Source organism: Erwinia aphidicola, from assembly GCF_014773485.1.
Classification (GTDB): Bacteria; Pseudomonadota; Gammaproteobacteria; order Enterobacterales; family Enterobacteriaceae; genus Erwinia; species Erwinia aphidicola.
Genome location: NZ_JACXBP010000002.1, coordinates 399,066 through 415,945 on the forward strand (window position 1 = coordinate 399,066; position 16,880 = coordinate 415,945).

The 16,880-nt window shown below is 58.1% G+C and carries 14 protein-coding genes; 1 reads left to right on the top strand and 13 read right to left on the bottom strand.

Annotated features, from left to right (window positions below; genetic code table 11):
* Positions 1–66: 66 nt before the first annotated feature.
* From rnr to nnr, 13 genes are all read right to left on the bottom strand, one after another.
* On the bottom strand, positions 67–2,505 hold the full coding sequence (rnr, locus tag ID864_RS06320; RefSeq protein ID WP_048917396.1) for a ribonuclease R: 2,439 nt from the start codon (positions 2,503–2,505) through the stop codon (positions 67–69).
* A gap of 16 nt (positions 2,506–2,521) precedes the next feature.
* A complete protein-coding gene (gene nsrR, locus ID864_RS06325; RefSeq protein WP_048917397.1) occupies positions 2,522–2,965 on the bottom strand; it encodes a nitric oxide-sensing transcriptional repressor NsrR in 444 nt (147 codons plus the stop codon).
* Between the two features lie 177 nt (positions 2,966–3,142).
* Positions 3,143–4,441, bottom strand: coding sequence for an adenylosuccinate synthase (locus ID864_RS06330; RefSeq protein WP_048917431.1), 1,299 nt, complete (start codon positions 4,439–4,441; stop codon positions 3,143–3,145).
* Between the two features lie 122 nt (positions 4,442–4,563).
* Positions 4,564–4,764, bottom strand: coding sequence for a DUF2065 domain-containing protein (locus ID864_RS06335; protein ID WP_048917398.1), 201 nt, complete (start codon positions 4,762–4,764; stop codon positions 4,564–4,566).
* A gap of 81 nt (positions 4,765–4,845) precedes the next feature.
* On the bottom strand, positions 4,846–5,850 hold the full coding sequence (hflC, locus tag ID864_RS06340) for a protease modulator HflC (RefSeq protein WP_048917399.1): 1,005 nt from the start codon (positions 5,848–5,850) through the stop codon (positions 4,846–4,848).
* Positions 5,851–5,853: 3 nt separating this feature from the next.
* The gene (gene hflK / locus ID864_RS06345) at positions 5,854–7,116 is read right to left on the bottom strand and encodes an FtsH protease activity modulator HflK (RefSeq protein ID WP_048917400.1); all 1,263 of its coding nucleotides are present in this window, start codon (positions 7,114–7,116) and stop codon (positions 5,854–5,856) included.
* Positions 7,117–7,184: 68 nt separating this feature from the next.
* Positions 7,185–8,465, bottom strand: coding sequence for a ribosome rescue GTPase HflX (hflX, locus tag ID864_RS06350; protein WP_099753547.1), 1,281 nt, complete (start codon positions 8,463–8,465; stop codon positions 7,185–7,187).
* Positions 8,466–8,709: 244 nt separating this feature from the next.
* A complete protein-coding gene (gene hfq / locus ID864_RS06355) occupies positions 8,710–9,021 on the bottom strand; it encodes an RNA chaperone Hfq (RefSeq protein ID WP_048917402.1) in 312 nt (103 codons plus the stop codon).
* 101 nt (positions 9,022–9,122) lie between these two features.
* Complete coding sequence (miaA, locus tag ID864_RS06360) at positions 9,123–10,073, bottom strand: tRNA (adenosine(37)-N6)-dimethylallyltransferase MiaA (protein WP_048917403.1); 951 nt, start codon at positions 10,071–10,073, stop codon at positions 9,123–9,125.
* The gene (gene mutL / locus ID864_RS06365) at positions 10,066–11,910 is read right to left on the bottom strand and encodes a DNA mismatch repair endonuclease MutL (RefSeq protein ID WP_191149580.1); all 1,845 of its coding nucleotides are present in this window, start codon (positions 11,908–11,910) and stop codon (positions 10,066–10,068) included. The genes miaA and mutL overlap by 8 nt, the downstream gene beginning before the upstream one ends.
* Before the next feature lie 109 nt (positions 11,911–12,019).
* Positions 12,020–13,696 carry an N-acetylmuramoyl-L-alanine amidase AmiB gene (gene amiB, locus ID864_RS06370; RefSeq protein ID WP_191149581.1) on the bottom strand — a complete coding sequence of 559 codons (1,677 nt, stop codon included), beginning with the start codon at positions 13,694–13,696 and terminating at the stop codon, positions 12,020–12,022.
* The gene (gene tsaE / locus ID864_RS06375; protein WP_048917406.1) at positions 13,693–14,169 is read right to left on the bottom strand and encodes a tRNA (adenosine(37)-N6)-threonylcarbamoyltransferase complex ATPase subunit type 1 TsaE; all 477 of its coding nucleotides are present in this window, start codon (positions 14,167–14,169) and stop codon (positions 13,693–13,695) included. The genes amiB and tsaE overlap by 4 nt, the downstream gene beginning before the upstream one ends.
* Positions 14,166–15,689, bottom strand: coding sequence for a bifunctional ADP-dependent NAD(P)H-hydrate dehydratase/NAD(P)H-hydrate epimerase (gene nnr, locus ID864_RS06380; protein WP_048917407.1), 1,524 nt, complete (start codon positions 15,687–15,689; stop codon positions 14,166–14,168). The genes tsaE and nnr overlap by 4 nt, the downstream gene beginning before the upstream one ends.
* On the opposite strand from nnr, the gene queG reads away from it, so the two are divergent.
* Positions 15,688–16,827, top strand: coding sequence for a tRNA epoxyqueuosine(34) reductase QueG (queG, locus tag ID864_RS06385; protein WP_048917408.1), 1,140 nt, complete (start codon positions 15,688–15,690; stop codon positions 16,825–16,827). The genes nnr and queG overlap by 2 nt on opposite strands.
* Positions 16,828–16,880: the final 53 nt, after the last annotated feature.

The window sequence follows — 16,880 nt, forward strand, 5'->3', positions numbered from 1 at the left end:
CGGGTGCGGTTCAGGCATGCCTGACCACTACGCCGTAGGGGCGACGCATGCGTCGCCCGGATGCGATTAGGCGTCGTCGGTCTTCTTCGCGCGCTTAGCGCGCGTGGCGCCAGGTTTACGGGTTTTATCCGACGGCTTACGCGGTTTCTTCTCTTTGTTTGCCGCAGGGGTATTTTCTGCCCCTTTGGCCGGGCGGAAGGCGCTGTCCGGCTCGAAGTTGGCACCCTTGCGCGGTGCGCGACGACGGCTGCCGCTGTTTTTCGCCGCACCGCGTTTTTCACGCTCGCGCTCGGTTTTGCCTTCGCCACGCGGCTTACGGCTGCTTGAGATCAGCGCGAAGTCGATCTTACGCTCATCCATATGCACCGCCTCAACGCGGACTTCAACAGTATCGCCCAGGCGATAGGTACGACCGCCGGATTCACCGATCAGGCGCTGGCCAATGGCGTCAAAGCGGTAGTAATCATTGTCGAGCGTCGAAACGTGTACCAGACCGTCGATAAACAGATCGGTCAGGCGTACGAAGAAGCCGAAGCCGGTGACGCTGGAGATCACGCCGCTAAAGGTTTCCCCGACCTGATCCTGCATAAAGTCGCACTTCAGCCAGTCGGCAACATCACGCGTGGCTTCATCGGCGCGGCGTTCGGTCAGCGAACAGTGCTGGCCGAGCTGTAGCATCTGCGGCATTTCGTAATGGTAGCCGCCGGTTGGCGTGGTGTTGCCCTGCAGGGTGCCCGCCTCTTTCGCCAGCAGATACTTGATGGCGCGGTGCAGCAGCAGGTCCGGGTAGCGGCGGATCGGCGAGGTGAAGTGCGCGTAAGAAGCCAGCGCCAGACCGAAGTGGCCACGGTTTTCCGGGTCATATACTGCCTGCTTCATTGAACGCAGCAGCATGGTTTGCAGCATTTCGTGATCCTGACGACCGGCGATCTGGCTCAGCAGCGCGGAGTAGTCCACCGGCTGCGGTTTGTCGCCGCCCGGCAGCGTCAGGCCCAGCTCATTCAGCACCGAGCGGAAGCTCTTGATGCTCTCATCACCTGGACGGTCGTGATCGCGGAACAGCGCCGGTTCGTTATTTTTCTCAACGTAGCGGGCTGAAGCGATGTTGGCGAGGATCATGCACTCTTCGATCAGCTTGTGCGCATCGTTACGCGACACCTGCTCGACGCGCTCAATGCGGCGGTCGGCGTTGAAGACAAATTTCGCTTCTTCGGTCTCGAAGGAGATACCGCCACGCTGCTCGCGCGCTTTTTCCAGCGCCAGATACATGCGGTGCAGCTCTTCCAGATCTTTCACCAGCGGCTGGTACTGCTCGCGCAGTTCCTGATGCCCCTGCAAAATGTTCCACACCTTGTTATAGGTCAGGCGGGCGAAGGAGTTCATCACCGCTTCGTAGTGTTTGTAGCCGGTCAGCTTGCCGGTGGAGGAGATAGTCATCTCACACACCATACACAGACGGTCAACTTCCGGGTTCAGCGAGCAGAGGCCATTTGACAGCACTTCCGGCAGCATCGGCACCACCTGGGAAGGGAAGTAAACCGAGGTACCGCGATTCACCGCTTCGTCATCCAGCGGGGTACCCGGGCGCACATAGTAGCTGACGTCAGCAATCGCTACCCACAGGCGCCAGCCGCCGCCGCGCTTACGCTCGCAGAATACCGCATCATCGAAGTCGCGGGCGTCTTCGCCATCAATAGTGACCAGCGGCAGATCGCGCAGGTCAACGCGGCCCTGTTTCGCCTCTTCCGGCACTTCTTCGCTAAGGTGAGCAATCTGTTTTTCCAGCGCTTCCGGCCATTCGTGTGGAATATCATGGGTGCGTAGCGCCATATCGACCGCCATGCTGGTGCCCATGTTATCGCCGAGCACTTCCACCACTTTACCGACGGCTTTACTGCGGCGGGTTGGGCGCTGAGTCAGCTCCACCACCACCACAAAGCCCATGCGCGCACCCATCAGCTCTTCAGCCGGGATCAGGATGTCGAAGCTCAGGCGGCTGTCATCCGGGACGACAAAGCCAACGCCGGAGTCGGTGAAGTAACGGCCAACAATCTGTGCATTACGCGGCTCAACCACGCGCACTACGCGGGCTTCACGGCGGCCTTTACGGTCGGCGCCCATCGCCTGCGCAAGGATCATATCCCCGTGCATGCACATTTTCATCTGTTCGGCAGAGAGGTAGAGATCGTCTTTGCTACCTTCAATACGCAGGAAGCCGAAGCCGTCGCGGTGGCCGATAACCTTGCCTTTCAGCAGATCAAGGCGCTCCGGCAGCGCGTAGCACTGGCGGCGGGTAAAGACCAGCTGGCCATCGCGCTCCATGGCGCGCAGGCGGCGGCGCAGCGCTTCGATCTGCTCTTCGCCGCTGATATCTAACTCTTGCGCCAGCTCTTCACGGCTGGCCGGCTTTTCGCGTTTGTCCAGATGGGCAAGAATGAACTCGCGGCTTGGAATGGGGTTTTCGTACTTTTCAGCTTCTCGTTCCTGAAAGGGATCGTGTGACATCGAGGTTCCTCCGTTGTCAGCTGCTGAATGAAGGTCGTTCATTCAGCAAAATTTTGTAGAGCGGATGGTTGTCTTCAACCAGATCGGCCAGGGTGTATTGGTCCAGTTCACGCAGAAAACTCTGGACGGCGTCATGCAGCGCTTTTTTCAGGCGGCAGGCAGAGGTGATGTGGCAGAAATCGCTGTGGCAGTTCACCAGCTGTAGCGGTTCCATATCGCGCACCACCTGACCTATCACTATTTCTTCAGCAGGCCTACCCAGTCGGATACCGCCATTCTTACCGCGCACGGCAGCAACATAGCCAGCACGACTAAGTTGATTGATAATTTTGACCATATGATTACGCGACACGCCATAAGTGTCCGTGACTTCGCTGATACTGGTCATCTGGCCTGCCGGAAGCGTGGCGAGATAGATCAGCGCACGTAAACCATAATCTGTAAAACTGGTCAGCTGCAAGAAAACCTCAGAGAGTTCACCGCGGTTGTTGCGATCGTCCGCTTAAGAATGGGTGTGATTAGCAATGATAATAAACCAGCCTCAGCGATTGGGGCCATTTTATTTATCATGACAGCAGAGGGGAACGGCGGATAACCGGTGCTGGATAAAAGCTGGCCGGGCAATGCCCGGCCTGGATTATGCGTCAAACGGGTCGCGCAGAATCATGGTTTCACTGCGGTCCGGGCCGGTAGAGATAATATCAATCGGCACTCCGGTCACTTCTTCAATGCGCTTGATGTAGTTGCGCGCTGCCTGCGGCAGGCCATCCAGCGTTTTCACCCCGAAGGTGGTCTCAGACCAGCCCGGCATGGATTCGTAGATTGGCTCAATACCTTCCCAACCCTCTGCTGCCAGCGGGGTGGTGGTCACTTCGCGGCCATCCGGCATGCGGTAGGCTACGCAGATTTTTACCTCTTTCAGGCCATCCAGCACGTCCAGTTTGGTCATGCAGAAGCCAGAAAGGGAGTTGATCTGCACCGCGCGGCGCACGGCAACCGCATCCAGCCAGCCGGTGCGACGACGACGGCCAGTGGTGGCGCCAAACTCGTTGCCCTGCTTGCACAGGAACTCACCGGTTTCGTCGAACAGCTCTGTAGGGAATGGACCTGCACCAACGCGAGTGGAGTAGGCTTTGACAATGCCCAGCACGTAATCAACGTAGCGCGGACCAATACCTGAACCGGTTGCCACGCCGCCTGCGGTGGTGTTGGAAGAGGTCACGTACGGATAGGTACCGTGGTCGATATCCAGCAGCGTACCCTGCGCGCCTTCGAACATGATCAGGTCGCCACGCTTGCGCGCGCCGTCCAGCAGTTCAGAAACGTCAACCACCATGCCCGTCAGGATATCGGCAATCGCCAGAGTATCCGCCAGCACTTTGTCGAAGTCGACTGCCTCTTCTTTGTAGAAGTTCACCAGCTGGAAGTTATGGTAATCCATCACTTCTTTCAGCTTGGCCGCGAAGGTTTCTTTGTTGAACAGGTCGCTAACACGCAGGCCGCGACGGGCAACTTTATCTTCGTAGGCCGGGCCGATACCCCGACCGGTGGTGCCGATCGCTTTCGCGCCACGGGCTTTCTCACGTGCCACATCAAGGGCAACGTGATATTCAAGGATCAGCGGGCAGGCTTCTGAAATGAACAGACGTTCGCGTACCGGGAAGCCACGATCTTCCAGACCTTTCATCTCTTTCATCAGCGCGGCAGGCGACAGAACAACACCGTTGCCGATGATGCTGGTGACGTTTTCACGCAGGATGCCAGATGGAATTAAGTGGAGGACGGTTTTCTCACCGTTGATGACTAGCGTGTGGCCAGCGTTATGGCCACCCTGATAGCGCACTACGTATTTAGCGCGTTCTGTCAGAAGGTCAACAATCTTACCTTTACCTTCGTCACCCCATTGGGTGCCCAGTACGACGACGTTCTTACCCATTTTCAAAATCACCGATTGCTTAAAAAAGGATTCTACCATCGTCATTTTAGTCTTTCAGCTGTTTTAGCATACGATTGCGGACTTTTTTGCCAAAGTGCGCTACATCACCCGCAGCGTTAAGCCTATGCCCCGTTCGCGCGGCTGAGCATGTAGTAGATTACTGCGCCTGCCACCACCAGCCCACCGCCAACCCGGCGCAGCAGTCCATCGGGCATGTTTGCCATTGCCAGAATCATCCGCCGCCACAGCTGCGGATAGAGCACCGGGCCTAACCCCTCGAACACCAGCACCAGCCCTAACGCCATCCATACAGTTGTATTCATTATTGTTACTCGCCGCTTCGCCTGGAAAATCCCATAAAAAAAGGGCCGGAGAACCGGCCCTTCGCACGTTATAGCAGATTATTAGCGCGTGGAGGAAGACGGACTTTTCATAAAGCGGAAGAAGTCGCTATCCGGGCTCAGCACCATCACATCCTGATTGCTCTTGAAGCTGTTGTCGTAAGCACGCAGGCTACGCATAAAGGCGTAGAAATCCGGATCCTGACTGAAAGCATCAGCAAACAGTTTGGCCGCTTCGGCATCACCTTCACCCTGCGTGATCAGAGCCTGACGGCGGGCTTCTGCCAGCGTACGTTCAACTTCGTAGTCGGCCTGAGCACGCACTTTGGCGGCTTCTTCCGCACCCTGAGCACGCTGGCTACGGGCAACGGATTCACGCTCGGCACGCATACGCGCATAGATCGCATCAGACACTTCAGTTGGCAGGTTGATCTGCTTGATGCGCACGTCAACCACCTGGATACCCAACGCCGCCATACTGTTCGGGTTGATAGCCGGTTCGTTGCTGTTGGTCTCGCTCTCAACGCGCTTAGCCACAGAGGCAATCGCATCGTCTGCTGCTGGCGTAGCCACTTCATCATCCGCACCCGCACTACCGGTGTTCAGCGCATCGCGCACATCGGTGGTCAGACGGCCACGGGAATCGGTGACGATATCTTTCACGTCCAGACGCCCAATCTCAGAACGCAGACGGTCGCTGAACTTACGTTTCAGCAGCACTTCGGCCTGAGAAATATCACCGCCGCCGGTGGCGAGGTAATAACGGCTGAAGTCGCTGACGCGCCATTTGATATAGGAGTCAACAATCAGATCTTTCTTCTCTTTGGTGACGAAGCGGTCGGCCTGGTTGTCCATGGTCTGGATACGCGCATCAAGTGACTTCACAGATTCCAGGAATGGGATCTTGAAGTGCAGGCCTGGCGCATACACCAGCGGTTTATTTTCATCATCGCGCAGAACTTTACCGAAGCGCATCACAATGCCGCGCTGGCCTTCCTGCACCACAAACAGTGACGCGTACAGCACCACCAGCACAACAATCAATAGTACGATTAATGGCTTACGCATCGATTACTCTCTCCCTTCGCGCTGGCTATCGTTACGCTGAGCATTCACCCGGCGCTGATCCATGATGTCGTCCGGACTGAACGACGAACTGCTGCTGGCGCGCTCGCTGCTGCCTGAAGCGGGTGGCAGACGCAGCAGGCTGCTGCTTCCGCTCTGGTTATTGCCGGATGCCGCGCCACTCTGGCCGCGCATCAGCTGATCGAGAGGCAGCACCATCAGGCTGTTGCCTTTATCGTTAACCAGCACCTTACGCGTGTGTGACAGAACACGTTCCATGGTTTCGATATACAGACGCTCGCGGGTGATCTGCGGTGCGGCTTTGTATTCCGGCAGGATACGCGCAAAGCTGTCGACTTCACCCTGGGCTTCCAGCGTCACGCGGGACTTGTAGGCACGAGCCTGCTCAAGGATACCCTGCGCATCACCACGGGCGCGCGGCAGCTTATCGTTGGCGTAGGCTTCGGCTTCACGTACCGCCTGCTCACGGTTCTCACGTGCGGCAATGGCATCATCGAATGACGCTTTAACGTCTTCCGGTGGGCGCGCCGTCTGGAAGTTAACGTCCAGCAGGGTAATACCCATATCGTAAGGGCGAATCGTCTCTTCCAGCTCGCGCTGGGTTTCGCTACGCACCACGGTACGCCCTTCGGTCAGAATTCGGTCCATGGTCGAGCGACCAATCACGCCACGCAGGGCGCTGTCGGTTGCCTGACGCAGGCTGTCATCGGCGCTGGTCACCGCGTACAGGTAGCGTTCCGGATTGGTGATGCGGTACTGCACGTTCATCTCAACGCGCACCACGTTCTCATCCGAGGTTAGCATGGTGCCGGAAGCAGAGAGCTCGCGCACCGCCTCCACGTTCACCGCACGTACCTGATCGACAAAGGTCGGTTTCCAGTTCAGACCTGGCTCGACCAGATGGCTAAACTTACCGAAGCGTGTCACCACGCCGCGCTCGGCTTCTTTGATGGTGTAGAAACCGCTACCGGCCCAAATCACCACCACGGCCACGGCCACGATGCCAACCAGACGCCCGCCGCTGCCCGGCTTGCGCGGTGCGCTGCCGTTACCTGACCCGTCACCGCCGCTTTTTTTGCCACCGCCCAGTCCACCAAGCTTATTGCTCAGCTTACGGAAGATATCATCTAAATCAGGAGGCCCCTTATCGCGCCCTCCTTTATTTCCCCCAGAGTTGCCGCCTTGATTATTGCTGCTTCCCCACGGGTCGCGGTCCTGTCCGTTATTCCCGGGCTGATTCCACGCCATGTTTATACTCCATTAATTGTGTGTGCGGTGGTATCCCAAGCCGGGATACGCGTGTCAGGCAACATCAGTCAAACAATGTAATCCACCAGCGTCGGTTCCTGTTTGCACAGTCGGCGCCAGTCGACGATCGGCATGCGCACGTGTAATCCCACGCTACCGTCCTCTTCATTCCACTCTTTTTCAATCGCCTGCAACTGGTAAAAACGGCTACGCAGCCGCCCTGCAGCCGGCGGTAGACGTAAATCATACTGCGCAATCTCACCGGCCAGGCGCTCGGTCAGCGCCTGAAACAGCAGCGGGATGCCCTCTCCACTTTGGGCGGAGAGCCAGACCCGGATTGGCAGGTTCTCTTCATCACGGTCGATACGCGGGACGAAACCGTCAAGCATATCGATTTTATTCATCACCAGCAGGCTGGGGATTTCATCGGATTCAATCTCTTCCAGCACTTCGTTTACCGCTTCGATGTTCTCATCGACCCGCACGTCCGCTGCGTCAATCACGTGCAGCAGCAGCGCGGCCTCGCGGGTTTCCTGCAGCGTGGCTTTAAACGCGGCCACCAGGTCGTGCGGCAGGTGGCGAATAAAGCCTACGGTATCGGCCAGCACCACTTCGCCCACATCCACCACGTCAACGCGGCGCAGAGTCGGATCGAGGGTAGCGAACAGCTGGTCGGCCACGTAAACCTCAGACGTGGTCAGGCGGTTAAACAGTGTGGATTTACCGGCGTTGGTGTAACCCACCAGCGACACGGTCGGCACATCGGCCTTGTTGCGAGCCTGCCTGCCCTGCTCGCGCTGTTTCGAGACGCGCTCAAGGCGGGAGAGGATCAGAGTAATGCGATTACGCAGCAAGCGGCGGTCGGTCTCCAGCTGGGTTTCACCCGGCCCGCGTAAACCGATACCGCCTTTCTGGCGCTCAAGGTGCGTCCAGCCGCGCACCAGCCGCGTGGCCAGATGGCGCAGCTGCGCCAGCTCAACCTGTAATTTACCTTCATGGGTGCGCGCACGCTGGGCAAAAATATCGAGGATAAGCCCGGTGCGGTCGATAACGCGGCACTCGCACAGCGCTTCAAGGTTGCGCTCCTGCGCCGGACTCAGGGCGTGATCGAACAGCACCACGGTGGCACCGCTCTCTTTTACCGCTTCGGCGATTTCGACAGCTTTTCCTTCACCGACAAAATATTTGGGGTGTGGCGCTTTGCGGCTGCCAGTGACAACGCGCAGCGCTTCTACGCCAGCAGAAGAGACCAGGGTTTCGAACTCCTGCAAATCTTCCGTATCTCTGTCTTGCGAGAAATAGATGTGAACCAGTACGGCCTGCTCACCGGCATCATAACGGTCAAACAAACTTAAAACCTCTCAGTACCTTGTTAAACCTGCTACGCGTTGGGGCCATACAGCGTTAATACCAGATTCAAAATGCGCGTCCAGCTTGCCAGACGGCGTTTTTATGATCCCACCCAACCGGGGTGAGATGAGGAATTCAGCGATAGTTCTCTTGTTTAATTCTTGTTCATTATTCGAGTATCATCGCCAGGACGGGGAACCTGAATGCCAAAGACTCCCCGTCGTGGAGGGACAGCCACGCTACTTATTCAGCATCTTCACTGTCTTGTGAAGGCTGAGAAGACGCCCCCTGGTTACTGCCACTATGATGATAGTTGCTGCTTCCGCCACCCGTGTTGTTACTGTGGTGGGAGACCGGACGGGACGGAACAACGGTAGAGATCGCGTGCTTATACACCATCTGGCTAACCGTGTTTTTCAAAAGAATAACAAATTGGTCAAACGACTCGATCTGGCCCTGAAGTTTGATACCGTTTACCAAATAAATCGAAACCGGAACACGTTCGCGACGCAGTGCGTTCAAGAACGGATCTTGCAATGATTGCCCCTTAGCCATTCTATCTTTTCCTTATATGCTTGTTGTTTGTAACTTAAGAACCCTGCGGTTCGAAATACGACGTAAAAATTTGCGCAAGAAAACAGACCAATTGTACACAATCACCCATGCTTCGCACTAAGAACCTGTAACACTTGGGAGTACGCCGCTTCAGGCTGTTCGCTGTCAAGCCAGTGAACGTCCTTCCAGCCGCGTAACCAGGTTATCTGGCGCTTAGCCAACTGCCGGGTTGCGCAAATCCCCCGATAAACCATGTCATCGTAATCAATTTCACCGGATAAAAATGACCACATCTGGCGATAACCAACACAACGAATGGAAGGCATGTCCGTATGCAAATCACCTCGTGCAAAGAGCGCCCGAGCCTCCGCTTCAAATCCTGACGCCAGCATCTGATGAAAGCGCTGCTCAATTCGTTGATGGATCAGCTCGCGGCTCGCGGGTGCGATGGCGAACTGGGCAACATCATACGGCAGAGCTTCGCCCGATGTTTTTGTCAGTTCCGTTAAAGTTTTACCCGAAATAAAAAAAACTTCCAGTGCTCGCGAGAGTCTCTGGGGATCATTCGGATGAATACGACGTCCAGCAACGGGATCTACATCACATAACTGGCGGTGAAGTGCTTCCCAGCCCTCTTCACTCGCCATCTGCTCTATACGCTGACGTACCTCTGGATCCGCCGAGGGCAACGGCGACAATCCTTCCAGCAACGCCTTGTAGTAAAGCATGGTGCCACCAACAAGCAACGGAATATTCCCACGTTGGGTAATTTCCGCCATTTCAGCCAGCGCATCGCGACGAAACTCAGCGGCTGAATAGGTTTCAGCCGGGTCGCGGATGTCCAGCAAACGATGGGGCGCAAGCGCCAGTTCTTCGGCAGAAGGCTTGGCGGTGCCAATATCCATTCCGCGGTAGATCAGCGCCGAATCAACACTGATTAGCTCAACCGGTAACGCCTGACGTAATGCAATCGCCAGTGCGGTTTTACCGGAGGCCGTCGGCCCCATCAAAAATATTGCCTTAGGCAGGCCAGCCGTGGATTGTTCACTCATGCTTCAGGGCATTCATCGCCGTCGCAAGATCGACATCTTGCAGTAATCCAGAAGGTGGCGATTTCACCAGTTGCGGGCAGAGTCGTTCGACTTCAGCCAGCAGGGAGATCGCCTGCGAGTGATTCCAGTGCTGATGTTCAGAGACCGCCTGGCGCGCTAACCACTGCGCCGTCTGGCTGACTGAAACATCCTGCTGCCGGGCCAAATACCCTAACATTTCTGGAATCAAGTTTTGTAAATTTTGTTGGCGTAATGGTAAAGGCACGGCGCGCAGCATCACATGATGGCCGTCAAACTGCAGGTCGATACCCATCTGGTTTAATAAAGCCGTGCTGCTGCTACCCGCCTCTCGTTCCGCCTTCTCCAGCTTTAGCCGGACCGGAATCAGCAGCGGCTGCGGTTTTAACGCCTCGTTGCCAGGGTCGAGCTGCGCCTGCTTTAACCAGCGCTCCGCCACCGCTAACGCCACCAGCGCCAGCCCTCTCTTCCCTTCGACCAGCGCATACTGCTGCTCTACCACCGTCAGCACGCGGCCAAAGCTGTGAACGTGGGCGCCGAGCGGTGGCTCTTTTACCGGCTGCGCAGCAGGCTCTTCGCTGCGGGCGGGCGCTGGGGTTTTCAGCAGCTGCTGATACACCGCGCCTTCCCGTTGCTGATAGGTCGGAGGCAGCGGCGGCTGCCTGCTGCTGCCTCCCCCTCCGCCACCCGACGTTGCCGCCGGGCGCGGCGCCGCTGCCGGTGCCGGCGTGGCGAAGTGATTGCCGCCAGCCGCCTGGCGGTTTTCCGGCTGCCAGCGTTCAGCGGGCGCGGAATCGGTCACGTCGGGCAGGCTTTCCGCACCGGTTTCCTGTAGCGCGCTGACCACGCCCTGATAGATAAAGTCGTGCACCAGCCGCGACTGATGGAAGCGCACTTCGTGTTTCGCCGGATGCACGTTGACATCCACCTGGTGCGGATCGATCTCGAGATAGAGTACATAAGCGGGCTGATGCCGATCGCCGAGCTTATCCTGATAGGCCTGGCGGATGGCATGATTGATCAGGCGGTCACGCATCATACGCCCGTTGACGTAGCAATATTGCAGCTCAGGCAGCGCTTTCGACCCGACCGGGTCGGCGACCCAGCCGTGCAGGCTCAGCTCGCCGTGCTGCCACGCAATTTTGAGTGCATGGGTCAGGAAAGCGGTGCCGCAGATCGCTCCTAAACGGCGCTCGCGCTGGCTGTTATCGCTGACGCCGCGGTACTGGCGCATCAGTTTGCCATTGTGGCTGAGGGAGATCGCCACATCAAAGCGTGCCAGCGCAATACGGCGGATCACTTCATCAATATGGGTAAATTCGGTTTTCTCGGTGCGCATAAATTTACGCCGCGCCGGGGTGTTATAGAACAGGTCCAGCACTTCCAGGGTAGTGCCGACCGGGTGCGCGGCCGGTTTCACCGTGACGCTCTGATCGCGCCCTTCAGCATAGGCCTGCCAGGCTTCACTTTGCGCCTCGGTGCGCGAGGTCAGCGTCAGGCGTGAAACCGAACTGATACTGGCCAGCGCTTCACCACGAAAGCCGAGGCTGATAATCGCTTCAAGGTCATCCAGCGTGGTGATTTTACTGGTGGCGTGGCGCGCTAAGGCCATTGCCAGCTCGTCTTTACCTATGCCACAACCGTTATCGCGAATGCGGATCAGCCTGGCGCCGCCCTTCTCGATATCAATGTCGATGCGCGTGGCACCGGCATCCAGGCTATTTTCCACCAGCTCTTTGACTACCGAAGCCGGGCGTTCAACCACCTCTCCGGCGGCAATCTGGTTAGCAAGCTGTGGCGGTAATACCTGGATGGGCATGATGTATCCTTGAGTTCGTTTGGCACGGGCCGATCGGGAAAAAAGATCGGCCCCTACAAACGACAGCGAACATTGTAGGGGCGGACCCTCTTTTTCGGTCCGCCCGGGATTATGACGTCGGGATCTTCAGCGTCTGGCCCAGCATCACATTCTGCGACTTCATTTTGTTCGCCTGCTGGATCGCCTGCGGGCTGACGCCGTATTTGGCCGCAATCGCCGTGAGCGAGTCACCGCGCACCACTTTATGGCGCAGCGGTTTTTTACTTCTGGCCACGCTGGCCGTCGCCGCACTGCTGCTGCCTGCCGGCACTTTTAGCCGCTGTCCGACCCACACCACGTCTCTTTTCAGGGTGTTCATCGCACGCAGCGTCGCCATGCTGACGCCGTAGTTCGCGGCGATACCGGACAGCGTCTCACCGCGTTTCACCACGTGGCGCTGCGTCGGGCCGCTGTACTCTGTGCCTGCCGGGGCCGGGTTAGCTTCTACCTCAACCGCCGCTGCGGACTGCAACGGACGGTTTTCCTCCTTTGGGATTGATTGCAGCGGGTGCGCCAGGAAGTAGTTGCGTAAGCCTTTATAAATCGACTCGGCAATCTTCTGCTGGTATGCGCTACTGCCTAGCAGTCGCTCCTCCGAAGGATTACTGATAAAGCCGGTTTCCACCAGCAGGGAAGGAATATCCGGCGAGCGCAGAACGCCCAGGCTGGCATGTTCCGGTCGGCGCTTGTGCAGTGCGCCCACGCGCTGCAGCTGAGCAATCACTTTTACCGCGACATCATATCCCACCCGCTGCGAGTGGCCGAACTGCAGGTCGAGCACCGCCTGGCTGAGGTAGGGATCCGCCTGGCTATTTGCCAGCAGATCTCCGGCCCCGCCAAGCAGTTCAGACTGTTTCTCATGCTGCTCTAACCAGCCTGCCATTTCACTATTGGCGCGGCGGTTCGACAGCACCCATACCGATGCACCGGAGGCGCTGCGGTTTGGCGCGGCGTCGGCGTGAATCGAGACCAGCAGGTTGGCGTTCTGCTTACGCGCCACGTCCGAACGGCCCATCACTGAGATAAAGTAGTCGCCATCGCGCGTCATCACCCCTTTAAACATCGGGTCGGCATTCAGCAATGCCTTCAACTTGCGGGCAATGGCGATGGTCACATTCTTCTCTTTCAGCCCGCCGCCGCCAATCGCGCCAGGATCCTGACCACCGTGACCGGCATCGATCGCCACAATCACCGTGTCATTGCTGCTGGCAGCGCTGCGCGGCCGTGCCACCTGATTACCGCTGCTCACTGCCGTCACCGGGTTGGCATCGAATGGGCTTTTAGGCGGAGTGCTGCTGACCGGGCGTGAGGCGGTAGCGCTGCTGACCGGCGCACTGCGGCTGGCCGTTTGCGCCGGCTGCGTGCCGGAAATGGTGAACACCACGTTGTAATTGCTGCCGCTGCGCTTGGTGACCGCCCGCGTTTTGCCGCGCTGGGTCAGTTCAAACACCAGGCGGATGCTCTGGCTGTCCTGCGCGTTGCTGGAGCGGATGCGCTTCACGATATTCTCACCGCTGAAGGTCAGCGGTAATCCCTGCACCACCGCACTCTGGCGGATGTCGAGCACCACGCGCTCCGGATTATGCAGCGGGAAGAAAGCGTAGATCGGCTGTGAGCTAAAGCTGAGCGTCACTTCCGCCTGATTACTGCCGTTCGAGACTTTGATATCGGAAAGATTGGCGGAGAGCGCGCTAAACGAGCAGCAGAACAGGGCCAGCAGGCACCAGAATTTAAAACGCAGCATCATGCCTCACCCTGCTCAGCAGCAACGCGCTGCAGCATGGTTTCGCCCGCGGGCGAGCAGGCGCGCAGTTGGGCCTGGCGTGCGTGGCCGACATAGCTAAGGTGCAGCTCCAGGTCGGGCTCGGGTAAGACGCCTGCGCCCTGCTGCGGCCATTCGACCAGGCACAGGCTGTCCGCGCCGAAGTAATCACGAATGCCCATAAACTCCAGCTCTTCCGGGTCGGAGAGGCGATAAAGGTCAAAATGATAAACGCGGCGATCGGGCAGTTCATAAGGCTCCACCAGCGTATAGGTCGGGCTTTTAACATTGCCCTGATGCCCCAGCGCCTGCAAAAATCCGCGGCTAAAGGTGGTTTTACCCGCACCCAGGTCGCCATAAAGATAGAGGGTCGCCGCGCCGTCACAGGCGCGGGCCAGGCGGGCACCCAGTGCGAGGGTTGCTGCCTCATCGGGCAACGCAATTTCACAGGTCATCATTCTTTTGTATTCGACATCTCAGGATTGACAAACAGATACAGCTCGGAAAACAGATCGGTGGCTAACATCCCGCGTGTACCCTGACGTTTTGCCACCGCTTCGGCCGCCGCTCCGTGCGCTACGCATCCTGCGCAGGCGGCATCGTACAGTGAGAGCTTTTGCCCTGCCAGACTGCCGATGATACCAGATAACACATCTCCCATGCCCCCGCTGGCCATACCGGCATTACCCACATCCGCTATCGCCATGCTGCCGCCGGCGTCGGCGATTAACGTTCCGGCACCTTTTAACACCACGACACCGCCATAACGCTTCGCCAGGCGCCTTGCAGCAAGTAAGCGGTCACTCTCAATTTCACTGACTTTACAGTTAAGTAAGCGGGCCGCTTCACCGGGGTGCGGCGTAATGATTCGATTTTGACGTTTATCGGGGCTGATTGCCAGCAGGTTAAGCGCGTCAGCGTCCCAAAGCATCGGTTTCTGGCAGTTTTCTACTTTTTTCAGGGCTTTTTTGCCCCAGGCATTCTGTCCCAGACCGGGGCCAATCACGATGACATCGGCCCACTCCAGACCGTCATCCATTGCGGCCGCGCTCAGTTCCTGCACCATCAGTTCTGGCCGGGCGGTCAGCAGCGGGCCAAGGTTATCTTTGTGAGTAAGTACTCGCACCAAGCCAGCTCCACTTCGCAGCGCGGCCTCGGCGGTCATGCGGATGGCTCCCGCCGTGCCGTGGTCACCGCCAATCACCAGCAGCTTGCCGTGATCGCCCTTGTGCGAGGTGGGCCGACGCGGCTGCAGCCACTGCGTCAGGCTGGTGGCATCATAACGGGCCAGCGGCGCGGGCTGGGTGTCCAGCCAGCTATCCAGACTCAGCGCATGACAGTGCAGCTGCCCGACATGGTCACGCGCTTTGCCGGTCAGTAATCCCGGCTTAAGGGCAATAAACGTTAAGGTATGGTCGGCATTTATCACGCTGCCGGGCGCTGTGCCGTTAGCAGCCACTAACCCCGAGGGCACATCAACGGCAAAAATCGGCGCTGAATGGCGATTAGCCTGCTCAATCAGCTGGTCATACGGCGCTTGCACAGCCCGGTTGAGGCCGGTACCCAGCAGCGCATCGACAATCACCTCCACCTTTTCCGGCCAGGCGATCGCCGCATCGTGGATCGCGCCGCCCGCCGCCAGCCAGCCATCGCGCGCCTGCTGCGCCTCTTCCGGCAGCGCCTTGCTACCCTCCACGGCGATCACCGTCACCGTCAGCCCGGCGGACTGCGCCAGCCGCGCCACGATATAGCCATCGCCGCCGTTATTGCCATGCCCGCACAGCACCAGCCAGTGCTGAGCCGCAGGGTAGCGCTGGCGCAGCTGCGCAAATGCCGCTTCGCCGGCGCGCTGCATCAGTTCGAACAGCGTGAGGCCGAGTGCATCGGCCCCTTCGCGCTCCAGCCGGGCTAACGCCTCTACAGGCCAGACAGAATAGGGTAAACTGTCAGAGTCTTTCTGCTGGTTCAGGTTATTCATGTCGCATCCTCTCGATTTCAATCAACTCGCCCTGGATATTAAACAGTGGGGGCTGGCGCTCGGCTTTCAGCAGGTGGGTATCTGTGATACCGACCTGACGCTGGAAGAGCCGCGGCTGCAGGCCTGGCTGGATAAGCAATATCACGGTGAGATGGACTGGATGGCGCGTCACGGTATGATGCGCGCCCGTCCCCATGAACTGCTGCCCGGCACGCTGCGGGTGATCAGCGTGCGGATGAACTACCTGCCTGCCAAAGCAGCCTTTGCCAGCACGCTAAAAAATCCGCGTCTCGGATATGTTAGTCGCTATGCGTTGGGGCGTGACTATCACAAAGTATTACGCAACCGCCTGAAAAAGCTTGGCGATATGATCCGTGAGCACTGCGAACAGGCTGAGTTCCGCCCCTTTGTTGACTCCGCCCCGCTGCTGGAGCGCCCGCTGGCGGCGAAAGCCGGGCTGGGCTGGACCGGCAAACATTCGCTGATCCTCAATCGTGAAGCCGGCTCCTGGTTTTTCCTCGGCGAGCTGCTGATCAATCTGCCGCTGCCGGTGGATCAGCCGGTTGAGGAGAACTGCGGGCGCTGCGTCGCCTGTATCACTACCTGTCCAACCGGCGCCATTGTTGAACCCTACACCGTCGATGCCCGCCGCTGCATCTCCTATCTCACCATTGAGTTAGAAGGCGCAATCCCGGAAGAGTTTCGACCGCTGATTGGTAACCGTATTTACGGCTGTGACGACTGCCAGCTGATCTGCCCGTGGAACCGCTACGGCCAGCTTACCGATGAGGATGATTTTAGCCCACGTGCGGTACTGCACGCTCCGCCGCTGACCGATCTGTTTGCCTGGGATGAAGCAAAATTCCTGCGCGTGACGGAAGGGTCGGCTATCCGCCGCATTGGTCATCTGCGCTGGCTGCGCAATATTGCGGTGGCGCTGGGGAATGCCCCGTGGGACCAAGCCCACCTGTCAGCGCTGCAAGCGCGGCTGGGTGAAAACAGCATGCTGGATGAGCATATTCACTGGGCGATAGCCTGCCAGCTGGCGCGTAGAGATGAAAATACGATTGAAGTGCAGAGCAGCCAGCAAAAACGCCTGGTGCGGGTGGTGGAGAAAGGCTTACCCCGTGATGCTTAAATGCACAACACGCTGAATATTACCGAAGCGAAATCTTTTCCACATGCTGTGAA